At 35.6% G+C, this 17777-nt stretch carries 21 protein-coding genes; 14 read left to right on the forward strand and 7 right to left on the reverse strand.

Features of this window, described 5'->3' with window-relative positions; translation table 11 throughout:
- Window positions 1-106: 106 nt before the first annotated feature.
- From BN1242_RS01320 to BN1242_RS01340, 5 genes are all read left to right on the forward strand, one after another.
- On the forward strand, window positions 107-439 hold the full coding sequence (locus BN1242_RS01320) for an ArsR/SmtB family transcription factor (protein WP_062350373.1): 333 nt from the start codon (window positions 107-109) through the stop codon (window positions 437-439).
- A 93-nt stretch (window positions 440-532) separates the two neighbouring features.
- Window positions 533-1234, forward strand: coding sequence for an NAD(P)H-dependent oxidoreductase (locus BN1242_RS01325; protein WP_062350376.1), 702 nt, complete (start codon window positions 533-535; stop codon window positions 1232-1234).
- A 54-nt stretch (window positions 1235-1288) separates the two neighbouring features.
- The gene (locus tag BN1242_RS01330) at window positions 1289-1480 is read left to right on the forward strand and encodes a hypothetical protein (protein WP_238985057.1); all 192 of its coding nucleotides are present in this window, start codon (window positions 1289-1291) and stop codon (window positions 1478-1480) included.
- A 280-nt stretch (window positions 1481-1760) separates the two neighbouring features.
- Complete coding sequence (locus BN1242_RS01335) at window positions 1761-3560, forward strand: M3 family oligoendopeptidase (protein WP_062350249.1); 1800 nt, start codon at window positions 1761-1763, stop codon at window positions 3558-3560.
- Window positions 3561-3853: 293 nt separating this feature from the next.
- Window positions 3854-4798 carry a S1C family serine protease gene (locus tag BN1242_RS01340; RefSeq protein WP_238985058.1) on the forward strand — a complete coding sequence of 315 codons (945 nt, stop codon included), beginning with the start codon at window positions 3854-3856 and terminating at the stop codon, window positions 4796-4798.
- Between the two features lie 47 nt (window positions 4799-4845).
- Here BN1242_RS01340 and norA read toward each other — a convergent pair whose 3' ends face one another.
- Window positions 4846-6027, reverse strand: a complete 1182-nt coding sequence (gene norA, locus BN1242_RS01345; protein WP_062350252.1) for a multidrug efflux MFS transporter NorA — start codon at window positions 6025-6027, stop codon at window positions 4846-4848.
- Between the two features lie 233 nt (window positions 6028-6260).
- On the opposite strand from norA, the gene BN1242_RS01350 reads away from it, so the two are divergent.
- Entirely contained in the window at window positions 6261-6863 is a 603-nt protein-coding gene (locus tag BN1242_RS01350) for a GNAT family N-acetyltransferase (RefSeq protein WP_062350255.1), read from the forward strand.
- Between the two features lie 63 nt (window positions 6864-6926).
- Here BN1242_RS01350 and BN1242_RS13575 read toward each other — a convergent pair whose 3' ends face one another.
- Window positions 6927-7097 (reverse strand): hypothetical protein, encoded by a 171-nt coding sequence (locus tag BN1242_RS13575; protein ID WP_158661028.1) that lies wholly within the window; start codon window positions 7095-7097, stop codon window positions 6927-6929.
- Window positions 7098-7213: 116 nt separating this feature from the next.
- Between BN1242_RS13575 and BN1242_RS01355 the strand changes: the two genes are divergently transcribed.
- The 6 genes from BN1242_RS01355 (at window position 7214) to BN1242_RS01380 (ending at window position 11694) form a co-directional block, all read left to right on the forward strand.
- On the forward strand, window positions 7214-7648 hold the full coding sequence (locus BN1242_RS01355) for an Hsp20/alpha crystallin family protein (protein WP_062350257.1): 435 nt from the start codon (window positions 7214-7216) through the stop codon (window positions 7646-7648).
- A 680-nt stretch (window positions 7649-8328) separates the two neighbouring features.
- Window positions 8329-8961, forward strand: a complete 633-nt coding sequence (locus BN1242_RS01360; protein ID WP_062350260.1) for a CalY family protein — start codon at window positions 8329-8331, stop codon at window positions 8959-8961.
- Between the two features lie 206 nt (window positions 8962-9167).
- Window positions 9168-9968: an amyloid fiber anchoring/assembly protein TapA gene (tapA, locus tag BN1242_RS01365; protein ID WP_238985061.1), complete on the forward strand. Its 801-nt coding sequence runs from the start codon at window positions 9168-9170 to the stop codon at window positions 9966-9968.
- Between the two features lie 35 nt (window positions 9969-10003).
- Window positions 10004-10588 (forward strand): signal peptidase I SipW, encoded by a 585-nt coding sequence (sipW, locus tag BN1242_RS01370; protein WP_062350266.1) that lies wholly within the window; start codon window positions 10004-10006, stop codon window positions 10586-10588.
- Between the two features lie 80 nt (window positions 10589-10668).
- Window positions 10669-11268, forward strand: a complete 600-nt coding sequence (locus tag BN1242_RS01375) for an LPXTG cell wall anchor domain-containing protein (protein WP_062350268.1) — start codon at window positions 10669-10671, stop codon at window positions 11266-11268.
- A gap of 132 nt (window positions 11269-11400) precedes the next feature.
- Complete coding sequence (locus BN1242_RS01380; protein WP_062350272.1) at window positions 11401-11694, forward strand: DUF5658 family protein; 294 nt, start codon at window positions 11401-11403, stop codon at window positions 11692-11694.
- A gap of 5 nt (window positions 11695-11699) precedes the next feature.
- Here the strand turns inward: BN1242_RS01380 and lepB are convergent, their stop codons facing one another.
- The 4 genes from lepB to BN1242_RS01400 all read right to left on the reverse strand — a co-directional run bounded on the left by lepB (window position 11700) and on the right by BN1242_RS01400 (window position 14306).
- Window positions 11700-12233, reverse strand: coding sequence for a signal peptidase I (lepB, locus tag BN1242_RS01385; protein ID WP_062350275.1), 534 nt, complete (start codon window positions 12231-12233; stop codon window positions 11700-11702).
- Window positions 12234-12438: 205 nt separating this feature from the next.
- Window positions 12439-12900 carry a hypothetical protein gene (locus BN1242_RS01390; RefSeq protein ID WP_062350277.1) on the reverse strand — a complete coding sequence of 154 codons (462 nt, stop codon included), beginning with the start codon at window positions 12898-12900 and terminating at the stop codon, window positions 12439-12441.
- A 172-nt stretch (window positions 12901-13072) separates the two neighbouring features.
- A complete protein-coding gene (locus BN1242_RS01395; RefSeq protein WP_062350280.1) occupies window positions 13073-13849 on the reverse strand; it encodes a hypothetical protein in 777 nt (258 codons plus the stop codon).
- 22 nt (window positions 13850-13871) lie between these two features.
- Window positions 13872-14306 carry a hypothetical protein gene (locus BN1242_RS01400; RefSeq protein ID WP_062350283.1) on the reverse strand — a complete coding sequence of 145 codons (435 nt, stop codon included), beginning with the start codon at window positions 14304-14306 and terminating at the stop codon, window positions 13872-13874.
- A gap of 694 nt (window positions 14307-15000) precedes the next feature.
- On the opposite strand from BN1242_RS01400, the gene hutH reads away from it, so the two are divergent.
- Together hutH and BN1242_RS13680 are read left to right on the forward strand one after the other, a co-directional pair.
- Window positions 15001-16500 carry a histidine ammonia-lyase gene (hutH, locus tag BN1242_RS01405; RefSeq protein ID WP_062350286.1) on the forward strand — a complete coding sequence of 500 codons (1500 nt, stop codon included), beginning with the start codon at window positions 15001-15003 and terminating at the stop codon, window positions 16498-16500.
- A 183-nt stretch (window positions 16501-16683) separates the two neighbouring features.
- Window positions 16684-16848 (forward strand): hypothetical protein, encoded by a 165-nt coding sequence (locus BN1242_RS13680; protein ID WP_203226025.1) that lies wholly within the window; start codon window positions 16684-16686, stop codon window positions 16846-16848.
- An 81-nt stretch (window positions 16849-16929) separates the two neighbouring features.
- Here the strand turns inward: BN1242_RS13680 and BN1242_RS13310 are convergent, their stop codons facing one another.
- Window positions 16930-17553 carry a YuzC family spore coat inner layer protein gene (locus BN1242_RS13310; RefSeq protein WP_062350289.1) on the reverse strand — a complete coding sequence of 208 codons (624 nt, stop codon included), beginning with the start codon at window positions 17551-17553 and terminating at the stop codon, window positions 16930-16932.
- Between the last annotated feature and the right edge of the window lie 224 nt (window positions 17554-17777).

The following is a 17777-nucleotide window of genomic DNA, read 5'->3' on the forward strand; positions in this document are numbered from 1 at the left end:
AGTAGTGTTGTTTGGCGACATTTGGATTAATGTGTAATAAGGTGTTCATATTTTTGGAGTACTGGTGGAGTGAAAATGGTTGTTTTGGGTGAAAGTGGTGATTTCTTTGAATCTAGATATGCAGCAATTTAAGGCTGACTTTTTTAAAGCTTTAGCACATCCGCTTAGGATAAAAATATTAGAAGTGCTCTCAAATGGTGAGAAAAGTGTTAACGAAATTCAACAATCTATTGGCAGCGAAGGTTCTTCTGTATCACAGCAGTTAATGATCTTAAGAAGTAAAAATATCGTCATTGGTAAAAAAGATGGCAATCGCGTTATATACTCATTAAGTGATCCACTTATTATAGACTTACTAAAAATCGCGAAAGAAATATTCCAAAATCAACTGAAAAATACAATTGAAATACTAAAAGAATCCAACACAACAAAAATGTAATCAAAAGACGTTTAACACTTTAACGCTTTAAAGCGGTGGGGGACTGTCCCCAACAAATTGTAAGGAATTTTTGTATGCGGAGGAAAAATGGAAATGAAAACATTATTAATCGTTTCACATCCAAATATACTGGAATCTGGAAGTCAACAATTTTTTTTAACTGCGGTAAAAGAAAATGAAAATGTAACTATTCATCACTTAGAAGATATTTATCCTGATGGCAAAATAGATGTTGCTAAGGAACAACAATTATTGTGTGAACATGATCGGATTATTTTTCAATTTCCTTTTTATTGGTACAGCTCTCCACCGCTGTTAAAGCATTGGCAGGACGTTGTTTTGGAGGAAGGCTTTGCCTATGGAAAAAGAGGAAGGAAATTAGTAGGAAAAGAGTTTGGGCTTGTCATAATGATTGGAGTTCATGAACGAGAGTATCAAGCAGGTGGTAGTGAATTGTTCACAATAAATGAATTAACAAAACCTTTTCAAGCGATTGCCCATAAAACAGGGATGAAATACTTACGGCCGTTTACAGTATTTCAATTTTTTTACTGGACGGAAGATAAAAAGCTAGATATGGTAATGAAATACCAACAAATGTTAACGATGGAAAATAATTTGAGCCTTGAAACTCGTGAAAATTGGATTATTGAGCAACTTGAACGGGCGAGTAAAACAACAAAGGATGAAGATGCTGCAACAGTATTCCAATTTACCATATCAACAATAAAAGAAAACCGACTCACGTTGGATGAACTCAAAATCGTCCTCGACCAAATGTATGGCAATAACTAGCGGGGGACTGTCCCCTACAATTTTAAATTTTATAACAATTCAGATTAAATAGGGGTGTATGTTTTGGAAAGGAAAGAGTGGATTCTTCAAGAGTTACAGCGAGTATATGATCAAAGTCAAAACTACATGGAGGTTGCTCTCATTAAGGCAACTCAAAGTATATTGTTGGAACAATACAAACGTATAGAACAAATGGAAGGGGAAATGGATGGTACATTGTGGAGTCCAAAGCGTTGGAGTGAATAAGAGTAAATAAGAGTAAATAAGAGTAAATAAGAGTGAAAAGATCATCCAACATGACGGATTTCCCAGTTTTTTGAAAAAAATACGAGTATGGAAAATTTAGGCGAGATAAAAATCCCTTTCTCTTTGTAAAATAAGTCAAAAATTTTAGCGTTTAAAGTGGAGGGGGGCTAGGGCTCTCCTCCGATATTATGTACAGCCTTATTCTATTATTTTACAAAAAATGTTTTTCTTTTAGAAATTAATAGATTAAAATGGAAATTAAGAAATGGAGGGAGTGCATATGAAGTATAATAACACTTGGAATTTAGACAGTATTTTTCCAGGGGGTACAAAGTCAGCACAGTTACAAACAAAGTTGAAAACGTTATCCAGTACTATCGGTAAATATCAACAATTGATTGATGATTGGAATCCGGATATAGAAAAATCTGCTAATCCATTAAAAACAATTTTACAACAGCAGGAACAGATTGGAAAATCTCTAGGCCAGTCAGCAACATTTGTGCAAATGTGGCATGATGCTTATATGGATGATGAACATGCTAATGTCGTAATGGGACAAATTATCGACTTATATAGCGAATTACGTAAAATTTCTACTTCATTCACTAGAAAATTAGTTTCTATTAATAATCAAGACTGGTATTTACTTCTGCAAGATGAACAATTAAAGGAAATGTCGTTTGCGTTAAATGAAGAACGAGAACAAGGGAAGCGTCTCCTATCTGATTCCGAAGAAAAATTAATTGCAGAACTAAATAAGGATGGGCTGAATGCGTGGAGCCGATTATATGATACAACCGTATCCATCATGACCATTCCTTTTACAGACAACGAAGGGAAAACTACTGAACTTTCAGTCGGTCAAGCGATGAATCGGATGTATTCTGACCCAGATCCAGAAGTACGGAAGCAAATCTTTACAAATTGGGAAGAAACTTGGAAGAAATATGCGCCAATTTTTGCCAATACGATTAATCATTTAGTTGGTTACCGTCTAACTATTCAAAAGAAACGTGGGTATGGTCACTTTTTAGAAGAGCCGTTAGAGTATAATCGCATGTCGGAGGAAACTTTACAAGCGATGTGGTCGGCTGTTGCCAATAATAAACAGCCATTTATTGATTTTCTTAATCAAAAGGCAAAAATTTTAGGAATGGAAAAATTAGGGTGGCAAGATGTGGATGCTCCGATAGCGGTAGGATCTGTTAAGCCGACTCGCTTTACTTACGATGAGTCATGTGATTTTATTATTGAAAATTTTGCAACTTTCGGAAGTAAATTAGCAGATTTTGCTCGCACGGCACTAGAAAATCGATGGGTAGAGGCAGAAGATAGGCCAAATAAACGCCCAGGCGGTTATTGTACGGAACTACCGGAATTGGAAGAATCACGTATATTTATGACTTTTACAGGTTCCAATAGTGATACTAGCACGCTCGCTCATGAATTAGGTCATGCTTTCCATAGTTATGTAATGCGAGATTTGCCATCATTAAATCAAAAATATGCGATGAATGTAGCGGAAACAGCGAGTACTTTCGCAGAAACAATTATCGCGAATGCAACAGTTGCCAAGGCTAAATCAGAAGAAGAGAAAATTTCGCTCTTGAATGCAAAACTAGAAAATGCGACAGCAATGTTTTTAAATATACATGCTCGTTATCTATTTGAAAAGTCATTTTATGAAGAACGGAAAAAAGGAATTGTGTCAGAAAAAAGATTAAATGAACTAATGGAGGACGCACAAAAAGAAGCTTATAATAACAATTTAAGTGTATATCACCCGCATTTTTGGTGTAGCAAACTACATTTTTTCATTGATGAAATTTCGTTCTACAATTTCCCATACACATTTGGCTATCTTTTTTGCTTAGGAATCTATGCGGAATACATAAAAAGCCCTATTGGCTTTGAAGACAAGTATATCGCTTTGTTAAGGGACACCGGTACAATGAAAGTTGAAGACTTAGCAATGAAACATCTAGGTGTCGATCTTACGAAACAAGAGTTTTGGGCAGCAGGAATCCAAATTATGGCAAAGGACGTTGAAGAATTCATCCAACTGACTAATGGGTGACTGTCCCCAACAATTCGAAAAATTCAAAACAATTGACGTGTGACCGTCCCCTACGCAATTGCAAGGGATAGGCCCCCTTAAAGATTACTACTTTACTAGATGAAAGTATTAAGGCAGCAGATGTGACAAGTGCCGCTTTTTTTCTCCTGTCTGCTTGCCTTACTAATTGTTATTTGATTTCATCAGGTGTTTGACTTGCGCATTTATCCTCACCTAAAGTATCTTGTTGACTTTGCTAAATATTTGAGGTGTGGTTTTATTACCAGTTAATCAAAGGATAAAGGAGCAGAAGATTGAAGGAAAAAGGTGAAAATAGAAAAATCTCAATTAATGAAATAAGCCAACACGCAAACGATGAAGAAAAAAGTAACCCGATACAAGACAAAAAAAATAGTTGCCAACAACAAATAGATAGTACTAGAGAAAAAGCAGGCAATCAAGAAAAAACACAACTAACCGATTGGGATATGTCAAAATACTTTTTTGAAGATGATGAAGAATGGGAGAAACTGAAGCAGAAAAAAAAGAAACAGCGCGCTTTTATTGTGAAATCAATTAGTATAATCTTAGCACTTTCTTTAGTAGTGAGCGGAATGCAAGTTTGGTTTCACATCTTTAATATTCCTGCAATTGAATTTGTAAAAGTATCGAATCGTCTTTCAAAAAATAGTAACGTAAAAGAGTATAAAAAGGCTGTCGTTTCCGTAGAATGGGATAACACGAAAGGCACCGGCTTTAATATACATCCAGACGGATTAATTATCACGAATGAACATGTAGTCGGCAATTTTAATAAAGTTCAAGTTCATTTTACTGGATTTGGTTCTTATATAGGAGAGGTAATTGGCAAATTTCCAGAATTGGATTTAGCAATAGTTGATATTAATGGAAAAGATTTGCCTACACTTGAGTTAACTTTTGAGAAGGAATGGCAAACACGGATTGGAGAACAAATCCTTTTTATTGGCAATCCATTAGCATTTACACAAATAGCAAATGAAGGTACGATTTCAGGGGAAGTACAATTAAAAAACTGGTCTACCCGAGTTATGCAAATTACCGCACCTGTTTATCGGGGGAATAGCGGTAGTCCTGTAATCAATAAGGAAGGAAAAGTGCTTGGCATAATATTTGGAACCATTCGTCGTGAGGACCGTGCGAATAACGACATATTAGCTGTTGCAGTACCGAGTTATTACCTTGAAGAACGGTTATTGGAATTAGAGCAACAAAAGTGACTGTCCCCAACGATTTTGAATTTTCGCAATTGTTGGGGACAGTCCCCCTAAAGTGGTGCTTTTTGTCTTTCCGGGTCTTTCCAAAACATGGAAAGGACAACTCCAGCTATGATTACAATTGTTGAGAAATAGTATGGATAATTTAAATTGATGTCGAATAAGTACCCGCCAACAATCGGACCGAATACATTACCAATACTTGTAAAAGTAGAATTCATACCACCGATAAAACCTTGTTCACTTCCAGCAATTTTTGATAAATACGTTGTGATAGCAGGACGCATCAAATCGAAGCCAACAAATACAATAATGGTAGTTAAAAGAATCGTAAAATATTGATTAACTTCGGTAATTAAATATACAACTATCGCAGAAAAAATTAAGCAATATCGAATAAGTACAATTTCCCCAATTTTTTTCGTTAAGTAATCGAATAAAAAGATTTGACCAATTGCACCTAAAATACCGCCACCCATAATTATAATCGCAATATCTTTTGGTGAAAAACCGAACTTATGATCAATAAATAAACTAAATAACGACTCAAATGCCGAAAGTCCAAACGATGTAATGAAAATGAGTATTAGTGCAATAAAATAGATTGGTTTAAATACAATAGCCATCCTCGCTTGAAAGTTTAGCTGTACAGTTGTCTTCGTTTCCTCAGACCGGTTAGGCTCTTTTAAAAGAAAAAATGATAAGACTGCTGCTAACAATCCAAGAAATCCTGCTACAAAAAAAGGTAACCTTGTTCCGAATTCTGCTAACAATCCCCCTACACCAGGACCGACAATAAACCCAGTACTAATAGCAGCCGACATATAACCAAGTGCTTTCGAACGCTGTCCAGGAGTTGTAATATCTGCAATAAAAGCTGTTACGGCAGGCATAATGAATGCACTGCTTAACCCACCAAAAATTCTAGATAAAAATAAAACTTCTACTGTCTTACCGATACCGAATAAAAACTCAGAAAAACCAAAAATAACAAGACCAATAACAATCATTAGTTTCCGGCCATATCTGTCAGCCCAACGCCCTGCAAAAGGTGAGGCAATAAGCTGGACAAATGCAAATGCAGCAACCATATAACCAACGACAGTTCCGCTAATACCGAGTTCATTCATGATAGTAGGCAACACAGGAATAACTAATCCAATCCCTAAAAACGCCAAAAACAAATTGGCTAATAATATTGCTAACGTCAATTTTTGCTTATTATTATTCATCTCATTCTTCTCCTTATAGCTCAATATTATATTAAAATAACGTCACTAAGGTCAATCAAATAATTATTTTGCAAAACAAAGGGACATCCACTCATCCAATTCGGAAAATTAACAATTGTTGGGGACAGTCCCCCGCCGCTTTAAAGTGCTAAAGTACTTCGATTGCTGGTTTTGTTGGTGTTTTTGCTTTATAATTATATATAGAGGAAAAATCATAGAAGAAGGTTTTTAGGATGAATATAAGAGCAGCAAAGTATAAGGATGCAACAGAGGTTGCGTTATTAATTCACTTAGCTATTAAAGATATTGCTGAAAAGCTAACAGGAGAGAAAGAAGACCAAAAAATTCAAATTGCACTGGCTGAACTATTTACTACGAAAGGTAATCGACTTAGCTATGAAAATATAGCGGTAGCTGAAGAAGCTGGAAGTGTAGCAGGAATCATCATCGCTTATTCGGGTAGTGACGCCAAGAGGTTGGATCGACCGATTATCAATCAGTTAATAAAAAAAACAGGTAATCACTCGGCTACATTAGATAAAGAGGCCGATGCGGGTGATTTTTACTTAGACACTTTAAGCGTGCACCCAGTGTATCAAGGTCAAGGTATCGGTACGAAGTTATTAAGTTATTTTAGTGAAATAGCAATAAAAAAAGGGCACGAGATAATATCTTTAAACGTAGCGCAAAATAATTATAAAGCAAGGGCACTTTATGAAAAATTAGGCTATCAAAAGAAAAAGCAGATCATTATTAATGAACACCCATACGATTATATGGTTAAAAACCTATCGAACAAACCGATAACATACGGTATTCATTCAAATGGCCATTAATGTAACACAATTAGAAGTCCCAACATCGACAAACTGTTTCAATAATTCGAACAATAAAAGTAATTATAAGTGTATTATTTCACAAAAATCGAAAAAAACCGCAAAAACCGCAAAAACTGCAACAACTGCAACAACCGCAACAACCGCAGAAACTGCAATAACTGCAACAACCGGTAGAAACTGCAATAACTGTTTTGGCAAACCAACTTGCATAAAAATGAGTAAACACATCATAATATTTCTACATACAAATAGTCGAATAGTTACTCTCCAAACATATCTACTTCATTCATTTTATCAATACAGTTTATTGTTAAAATTAGTATAAAAAATTAAAGGAGGAAAGTACAATGGTTTTACCACATGATCCATTCAGACAGTTAGCCAACCTTGGCAAAGAGTTCGATCGATTTTTCTCTGAATTTCCAGCACGTTGGGAAAACGAAAGAAATCTTGGTGGAATTCGTGTAGATGTTTATGAAACAGACAATGAAGTGGTTGCAACATGTGATTTACCGGGCTTAGAGAAAAGAGAAGATGTGGAACTTAATATTGACAATAATATCTTATCCATTAGTGGCAGTACGAAAAAAACAGCTGAAGTTAAAGATGAAAACATGTATCGGAAAGAGCGTTATGTCGGTCGATTTTTTCGTTCTATTCCACTGCCAGTTGCCGTTTCTACAGAAGGAGTGAAAGCAACGTACAAAAATGGTGTACTAGAAGTCAGAATGCCGAAACTGGATAAAGATAATAAGAAAAAAATTGATATCGAATTTGAATAAAGCTTGCTTAAATGGAAGAATAAGTACCGATTATAGCAGAAGGGGATGTCGAATCCACTCCTTTTGCTTTTTTAATGCTTATAATCCGTGGGAATTGACATTACTAATATACAAAAATCCCCAACCACAACCCCAACCCAATGCCAACCCCTCCCCAATGCCAACCCCAACCCAACGCAACCGAACGCAACCCAACGCAACCCAACGCAACCCAATGCAACCCAACGCAACCGAACGCAACTCAACGCAACCGAACGCAACCCAACCTAAAGCCAACTTCAAAAGTATTTATAAGATTATTCTCAAACGGAATAATCGTTAAATATAACGAACTATTGGCCTAGGATAAAGCTCCCGCATGAAACAAGAAAATTACGAAAATTGTTCTTTATAAAAAACCAATAAAATCCTAAAACTCAACGAAAAAGTAAGGTAAAGGGAGAAAACGTAAGAAAATCAGCAGACTATCGTTCTTTATAAAGAATAATCCTTAAATTCAAGGTTTTCACCTTTTCGAAACTTCGATTATACTGTAAATAGAAGTTCTTTATAAAGAACAACCAATTTCTAAATGAAGAACGATTAAATGCCTGGTTGAAACGCTTGATGGGGCAGAGTACCTAGCTTACTCAAACCAGAAAGCTTCAATAATAAAAAAGTTAAAAAGGGAGAGGAATTAAATGAGTTTGAAAAAGAAATTAGGAATGGGAATTGCAGCAGCAGCACTAGGACTTTCATTAATTGGGGGAGGTACATACGCCTATTTTAGCGACACAGAAGTAACGAACAACACATTTACAGCAGGTACGTTAGACTTAGCAGTCAATCCATCGGTGATTATTGATGTTGATAACTTAAAACCTGGCGACGTTATGGTTCGAGAATTCGAATTACAAAATAACGGTTCTTTAGATATTTCATCTATTGACCTTACTACAAGCTATAATGTTATCGATGCAAAAAGTGACAACACAGATGATTTTGGGAAACATATTAAAGTATTATTCTTAGAAAATGCTGATAAAACTGGCGATGGATGGGTAATTGGAGATTTTAATGATGTTATTTCTGAAACGACTTTATATGATTTGCAAAATATGACTCCAGATGCTGTTGAAAATCTACAAAGTTGGATTACTTGGCTATTTGGATTAAATGGTGAAGGAGATGGACTAGAAGCAGGTACTAGTGACCAAATGTATGTTGCATTCGAATTCGTCGATAACGGGAATGACCAAAATGAATTCCAAGGCGATTCATTAGAACTTGAGTGGACATTCACTGCTCACCAAACAGAAGGTGAATTAAGATAATCGCTGAAAAGGGAGGAGACTATTCTCCTTCCTTCTCCTTATTTTTAAGAAATGAATCTAACGAAAATCGCCTAAACGGAGGAGGTCGAGCTGCTATCCTCTTCCATTTATATATATTTATAAAGAACGGCTATAAATAACTTTGTAAATATATATAAATTCCCAAGTTTAGCAATCTTGAAGGGACGGAGATTATTTTGCAAAGAATGAGCAGGACATTACGGACAATTAAAGAACGAAACTTTAAATCATTAGTTATGTTAAAAGCAGCCATTGTCTTTTATTTATTTCTTTTTATCGTTCATTATTTAACAACGACAACTACTGCCTTTTTTAATGCAGAAGAGAAAACAAATATTACTCTCACTGCTGGACAGTGGAAATATTGGGACGGGAGTAATTTAGAAATTATCGACCAAGGGGGATTACAGATTCAAGCTTGTCCCGCTGAACTTACGATTACGATAAAAAATAACGGCAATCCAATGGAAAAACAATCAAAATATGAAGTCTACTATGTGAATAACGGGGACCCGTTAACAGAAGGCGGTCCAGTAAAATTAACAAATAATGAAGCATCTATTCAACCATTACAAGCAGAGGAAACTATTACTATTACTTACAATGCTAAAAGATCTGGAGTTTATGCTTTTCTTATCCATCAAACAGAGGAACACCCGGAATATTCAACCGTAGCGAGTGATTTTATCACTGTTCAATGTGAAGAAAAGCAAGAAAAATCGCCAATAAATGAACAAAACAAAAAGGATGCCAACTACGATGGCGAGCAAGGTTTAGAAAAATCAAAAGAAAATTCATCCGAAGAAACCGACAAATCACGAAATAAAGACAACTCCAATCAAGCGGATGTCATACAAAGCACATCAGAAGAGGAACAATCAAACGAAACGCCGCCAGAACAGCAAGAAAAGGAAGGTAGTGAAACGGAAACGGACAGTGAAAATGTGGAAGAAGATGAAAATACAAATAATGAACAAACACCTTAATTGGCAACAAATTTTTAAAAAATGGGGGATATCAAGTGAAAAAAAACAAAGTATGGGTATGGGTTAATCGAATTGTTACTACACTACTATTCGTATTACTGCTTAGTGTTGCTACACTCGTCATTGCATCGAGAATTTCTGGTGGAGAACCGTCCTTATTTGGTTATCAATTGAAGACCGTATTATCTGGATCAATGGAACCTAGTATTAAAACAGGATCAATTATTGCTGTTAAACCGGGTGGCGATATGACGAGATTCCAGGAAAATGATGTTATTACATATAGAACCGAAGATGGAAAATTAATAACTCACCGCATCATTGAAGTAATAACTAATGAAAGTGGGACGATGTATCGTACAAAAGGTGATAATAACGAAACAGCGGATAATGAATTAGTCTTGTCACCAAACATCGTAGCGGAATACACCGGTTTTACTATACCGTTCGTTGGCTATTTCTCGGAATTTGCCAAATCAAAAAATGGCAACTTATTTCTATTAATCATTCCAGGAATTCTTATATTTGTCGGTGCGATGATATCAATGTGGAGAACAGTTACAAAACTAGAAAAACAGCAAAAAAACTCACAAACACCACCAATAGACGAAGCTAGTTAACATTTTTTTCATTAGTAACTGAAGAAAAATTGGAGGATTACTTCCAAATAATTCGATTCCCTTGGAAAGGGGAGGATTTTATGTGTAAAAAATATAGAGTTCCTATACTGTTTATCATCATCTATTTAATTTTCTTTACGCAAAGTGTGTCAGCAGAAGATAAAGAGATTGATATGATGACAACACCTGACAAGATCCTTTTTTCCATTGACAACTTTAAACCAGGTGACTGGGCGGTCCGAACAATAACAATAACTAATAGCGGGAAAGAAGACTTTCACTACGTAGCATCAGGAAAACTAACTAACGGGTCAAAAAAATTGTATGATGCACTCATTTTAACGATAACAAGCGGAGATGAACAACTTTATAATGGTCAGTTAGGCAATTTTAAAAAGTTACGAGAAAGACCGATTCCAAGTGGTGGCAAGGAAGAACTAACATTTCAAATCCAATTCCCACCATACTTAGGAAATGAATATCAAGGATTAACCTCTGAAGTGCAAATGAAATTTTATGCTGCAGGAACGCTAGGAGGGCTGCTTCCTGTAGATGGTCCAAAATTACCGAATACGAGCACTAATAGCTACACTTTATTATTAGCTGGCACATTGATGCTATTTAGTGGCTCAGGAATTTTTTATTACCGACGGAAAATGATTAGCGAAAAAAATAAGTGATTGACCTTGTTTAACTAATAACAAGGTTATTTTTTTCGAAAAATAGACAACAAGAGCATAAGTATAAATTATATCGGTACAGGAAATGGCTTAACTACTGGTATTCAAAAATAGTATATTAGGTGATGGATGATGAAAAACATTTTTCGCTATTTGGCAGGAGCAAATTTCCTTGACGGGGTATTCACTTACGTCGGACTTCAAAAAGACGCAATAAAAGAAGGAAACCCTTTGATGAATTTCCTTTATGCAATAGATCCGCATATATTTTTGTGGACGAAAATACTGCTTTCTTTTCTTTTACTACTGTTTTTAATTTATGATCATATCCCTACTTCATTATTAATAAAAATCATCTCTTTTTTTGCCGCGGTTGCCTATACAGTGATTTTATGCTTACACGGAGTATGGATTTTTAATTGGTAACGTAACTATTGTAAAAATTTAAAAGGGAATAGTGAGAGCAGTATTTCACCTTTTATTTGGTCTTTCGTAACTGGACCAAATTCTGAACTGCGGCTATCTAGACTTTCACCTACTTCCCGATTATCACCAATTACAAAATATTCATTATCATTTAGTATAACAGGTTCCATATCCATTGCAGTGCCTGCTGAATAATTTTCCTCTACTACATTGCCATTTACGAGTACCGCTCCATTTTGTATTTCAATCGTATCATTTGGAAGTCCAATCACTCGCTTCACTACATCAAATCCATTTCGGTCTTCAATCACTGCAACATCGTGTCTCTCTATCTGATAAAACACGTTATAAGATAAAATGACATGCTTATTTTCTAGCGTCGGGTACATCGAGTTTCCGCTTACAATAATAATCGTGATTGCATAACGGAAAATGAAAAAAATGCTCCCAATCACGAGAAGAAAAATTACCCAACTGCGTATATTAGCGGTCTTATCGGTTGTTTTTCCCTTGTTTATTTCAGCAACTTCTATTGTCATAAAATCATCTGCCTTTTAAAAATATATGTATCGTTATTTTACAGGATTAAAAAAGCTTGTTCCGTATAACATAGACATCCATGAAACCGATTTTTCACCATGGTGAATGAAAATAGCTGTAATTTTACGGTAGCTATGTAAAATAATAGGTCTGCCTGTTTTTATAAATATTATTGGAAGTCAGTACTGTTTTACTAATCCACAGTTATTGTGCATCATCGTCTGTTTTTTCTTCAAGTAATTTTTCCATTTCCATCATTGCTTGTTCCATAATTTTCGTTATTTCGGTTAAAATTTGTTCTTTTTCAGATGAATTATCGGTTGATAGTGCCTGTATCAAATTGTCCGTATAATGTTGTAACTCGACCGTGCGTTTTTCAATTTCTGCTTTCGTAAATTCATCTAACTGTTTTTCCGCTTGTTGGATTTGTGCGTGGATTTCTTGTTTTAGTCGCTCCGTTTGCCTTTGCTGTTCTTCGGTAATTGCTTTATCTATGGCAGTTATTGATTCTTCCTGTTTATTGGCAAACCATTTCGACAATAAACTTGCTATATCTTCCTTTGCAAATGCGACTGAAATGCTACTACTAATAATAGCAACTAATAGAAATGTAGAGAGGAGTATTTTAAATGAAGTTTTTTTTCGATTTTGATTTGATGAATTCATTATAACCCTCCTAGAAAAAGAGAGGCTGTCATCATCAGGGCATAATTATCTCATCAAGCCCATATACATTTGGACAGCCTCTTGTTAAATTTTTTAATAAAATAATAAGGTGTTAGCAAACAATAGTTAAACAGCAGAAACAGTATAGATCGTGAAATCCAATTGACGGGAATTAGTTGTTAATTCCAGAAACTACTTCGTCTAAAGCAGCCTTTGCTTCTGCTTCAAGTTGTGCCGCAGCGTCCGCAATTAATTCTTGTTGTGCTAGTACAAAATCAGCAATAATTCCTTCGACCGTTTCTCTTAAATCCTCAATCGCCCAATCAACTTGATTTTGTAAACTAGTTTTAGTGTATGCTTCTGCTGTTAATAGTTCACTAGTCAACTCGGCTTTTGCGGCTTCAATGGCAGCTTGTAAATCTTGAACAGCAGCATCCTTTGCTGTATTAATTTCGGACGTTAACTTTTGGATAGCAGCTTCCCCTTTTTGACTAGTGAATGCACTTAAATCATTAGTTGCAAAGTTTTCCGCTTCGTTGGCTTTTTGCACAATTTTTAAATACCCTTCTTGGAACAAATTATAAAATTGTAGCCCCATACTGTCCATAATTTCCTGCTTAGCTCCATCCAAAGCCGCTAAATGACTATTCTTTGCATTCTCGATTTCACTTTGAACGCGCCCGGATTCTTCATTTCCTTTTGTGTCAATGTCATTACCTGCATTTGATTTTGCATCATTATATTCGGCTTGTAACTCTCCAGTTCTTTCCTGAATATATTGATCTGTTGCTGCCTCAACCTTTGCCTTCGATTGATTGAATTGTGCTTCATACCAATTTCTTAGTTGCTCCCCAGCATCTGTATTGGCAAATGCAAACCCAACACCGCCTAGTAAACCTACTGTAGCAACCCCTGCAACAATTTTTCCTTTGACCGTTTTTAAAAACATAATTTCATCTCTCCCCTTTGTATTATTCATTATTTTTCAAAATTTCTTCAAGAAATTGTGTTACCTCTGTTGTAATCTCTTCTTCTAGCTGGGCTTTTTTTGCTTCTTCATAATCAGTTAAATTGACATTTGCTAGTTCTGCTTTCGTTTTTTCCAATTGTAGTTCATAATGATGTTTGTAATTTGCAACTTCATTTTTAGATGTTTCTGAACTGGCTTGGATAAAGTTGGATAGTTGATCTTGTTGAAAGTCTTTCAAGTTATCCATTGTTGTTTCAAAAGATGCCTCCATCGTGGAGAGGGCAATATTCATTACTAGTGCTATATTTTTCTCGTAGTTTTGAATAAACTTGCCAAACCAATCAGCTAAATAGAAATTTTCTTTTGCCTTCGCTGTAGAGAATGAAAAAAACAATAGAAAACTAATAAAAAATAGAACAATTACTTGCTTTTTCACTATCACCTATCCTTTCTCTGATAATGTCCCCCAACGTTTTTAGTAGAGTATTAGGTTTAGGTAAAAGTCCCTAGATGTTTTAGAAAAGGCTCTACTATTTATGTAGAGTATTCGTTATAAAAAACGACCTTAAACATATATTACTGAACAATCTAGTGATAATCAATAGAAATATTAGAATTTTTATAAAATAGATATAATTACCTATTTAATATAATATTCAGATAGTATGAAAGGACTATATTCTTGAAAAGTGAAATAATTTACAATCAACCATACTATATATAGATTTATTGGAATATAAAACACTATATGTAGTGGGTTATGGAGTTGGGCTGTAAGTGAAAATGACTATGTCAAAATACCTATTAGAGTGATTGGGGATTATATTCGTTATATTTTAGGATTAATGTCCTACCGGTTTTCTAAGATTAATAAATCCTTCATAGGACTGATCTCTCTAAACGAAGCGAAACTCTCGTCTATTAAACTTTCACTTTATTTGACAGATTATTTTGTAAGCCTTTACAATGAAATCGAGCTAGATTAACATTCATAAGATAAGTTGGTGGAGACGATGGGCAATTTTTCTAGTAATAATCGAACTGAATGTTTAACATTTGGGGTATAACGTGAAGGAACCTTTTCATGTTATACCCCTTTAATTTGATAAAGTGCTAAAGGGGAGAGGGAAATGGTTATTTTAACAGGGAAAAATTTGACGTGGGCAGATGTTAATAAAGTTTTATATAAAAATGAACAAGTGGAAGTTTCTGATGATAGTTTAGCGAATGTTGTGGAGAGTCGTAATTTAGTTGATAAAATTGTAGCAGAAAACCGAACTGTATATGGGATTAACACTGGTTTTGGTAAATTTAGTGATGTAGTAATCGAAGCAGACCAAGTAGAGGAATTACAAATGAATTTAATTCTTTCTCACGCGAGCGGGGTTGGTAAGCCTTTTTCAGAAAAAGTCTCTCGTGCCATGGTGTTATTGAGGACTAATACTTTATTGCAAGGTTTTTCAGGTGTTCGGCCGTTAATTATCGAAAGACTAGTTTATTATATTAATAATAACATTCATCCTGTTATACCAACACAAGGTTCATTAGGGGCAAGCGGAGATCTTGCTCCATTATCACATATTGCGTTAACTTTGTTAGGAGAAGGAGAAGTATATTATAAGGGTGAGAAAGTATGTACTAAAAAAGTGTTGGAAGCGGAAAATTTGGAGCCCATTCGCTTGCAAGCAAAGGAAGGACTAGCTCTTATAAATGGTACACAAGCAATGACGGCAACAGGGATTGTCGCATTGTTAGAAACGGAAAAGTTAGCCTATGTAAGTGAGATGATTGCTGCAATTTCTCTCGAAGGGTTACGAGGGGTGATTGATGCTTTTGATGAAAAGATTCATCAAGTGAGAGGTTTTTCAGAACAAATGGATGTTGCAGCACGAATTCGCAAACTGCTTTCGGATAGTAAGTTAACGACGAAACAAGGGGAATTGCGAATTCAGGATGCTTATTCTTTAAGATGTATTCCTCAAGTACATGGGGCATCGTGGCAAGCAATGAATTATGTAAAAGAAAAATTGATGGTGGAGATGAATGCAGTAACAGATAATCCGTTGATTTTTCCAGAGACTGGGCAAATAATATCCGGAGGGAATTTTCACGGTCAGCCAATCGCATTAGCAATGGATTTTTTAAAAATTGCGGTTGCCGAGCTTGCTAATATTTCTGAACGTCGGATTGAGCGATTAGTCAATCCACAGTTAAATGATTTACCACCCTTTTTAAGCCCTGAACCAGGTTTACAATCAGGTGCGATGATTTTACAATATGTGGCTGCTTCTTTAGTTTCTGAAAATAAAACACTTGCCCACCCAGCAAGTGTGGACTCCATTCCATCTTCTGCCAATCAAGAGGACCATGTAAGTATGGGGACGATAGCGGCAAGGCATGCGTATGAAATAATCCAAAATGTGCGCAGAGTGCTCGCCATTGAATGTATTTGTGCCCTGCAAGCTGTAGAATATCGTGGCATCGAAAAAATGTCTTCCGCAACACGAAAATTTTATGCAGAAGCGCGGAAAATCGTTCCATCCATTACGAAAGATAGAGTATTTTCCATCGATATCGAAAACATGACTCAATGGTTGAAAAACTTAGATATGGAAAATCTTCGCTCATAATGCGAGATGCCCAACTGCCTAGATAGAAAATAGTGTGCATATACACACTTTAGCACTTTAAAGCGGTGGGGGACTGTCCCCACTTAAAAAAATAGCCAAGAATGGATGATTGCCCACTCAAACCTCTGGACTTGTGCATACAAAGTAGTGTAGGCATTTGCTAGTAAAAAGGAGGTAGCTCAATTGCATAGAAATCCATTTTTTGGCGGGCCGTTTTTCTGGGGAGGCCCATTTATTGGCGGTCTATTAGGAGGAGTATTAGGAAGTGCATTAGTCAGACCGCGCCCATTCTATCCATTTCCACCACCATTCTATGGTCCAGGATTCGGCGGCCCATTCTTCTGGTAAAAACACTTTAGTGCTTTAAAGCGGTGGGGGACTGTCCCCCAATAATGAAGACCTCTTGTTGGAGGTCTTTTTTTCATTAATTTAATTCCAGCGCAAGATTAGTTCGAGGCGGCAGCAGTCGATGTTTTGGGATTTGCTGCGAAAGGTTAAGTGGATGCCGTCGGGATTAAAGGTCGCGGATGGAATATGTTTAATATTGGCTGTTTTTAGTAATTCGATCACTTTATTTGTTTGTGAACGTTGGGCAGCATCCATAACATTTGTCGCAAAGTCTTTATCTGTGGCAATTTTTTTTGATATTTTCTTCATGTCTTCAATCACTAAGTCTATCGCCGAGGCAGCACTCATGAACATTTGAGGATTTACTGGAGGAAATTGTGTAACTATACTTTCCCCCTTTACCTCATTAATTTCAATTATAGTCTCTTCATTTTCCATTCTTTCAACCTTATTTTCTTCATCAATTAACATTCTGCGTGTTTTCACGTATTCTCTCGGCCTGAAAAAAATCGTATCGTCTAACGTGTTTCTATCGAGTCTTTCTTCAACGTTAACGTTATTAGTGGAAAGTCTTTCGTATGGAAGTATTTCATCACCATTTGTAAGTGGTAAGTTATTTTCTCTTTTTAGCTCGCTATTTAATAAGTATGCACCTGAAAATAATAGAAAAAATATGGAAAGAACGACTACTATTTTTTTTCTCACAAAAATCACCACCTGTAATACAGCAATTATCTTTTAATTATTCTTTACATTTTTTGAAAAGCTATTCATTTTTACTTTGATCAAATTGAATAGAGTCGAAAAAAATACTGCCTATCGTGTAAAAAAGTGAATTTTTTTTGACAGATCATTCTCTTTCTACTTATTTAATAGTGGAGCTTATTTCCTATAAAACAAGCCTTTTATACATGAATTTTAGAAAAACA

Source organism: Bacillus kwashiorkori (assembly GCF_001375515.1).
GTDB classification, from domain to species: Bacteria; Bacillota; Bacilli; order Bacillales; family Caldibacillaceae; genus Bacillus_BK; species Bacillus_BK kwashiorkori.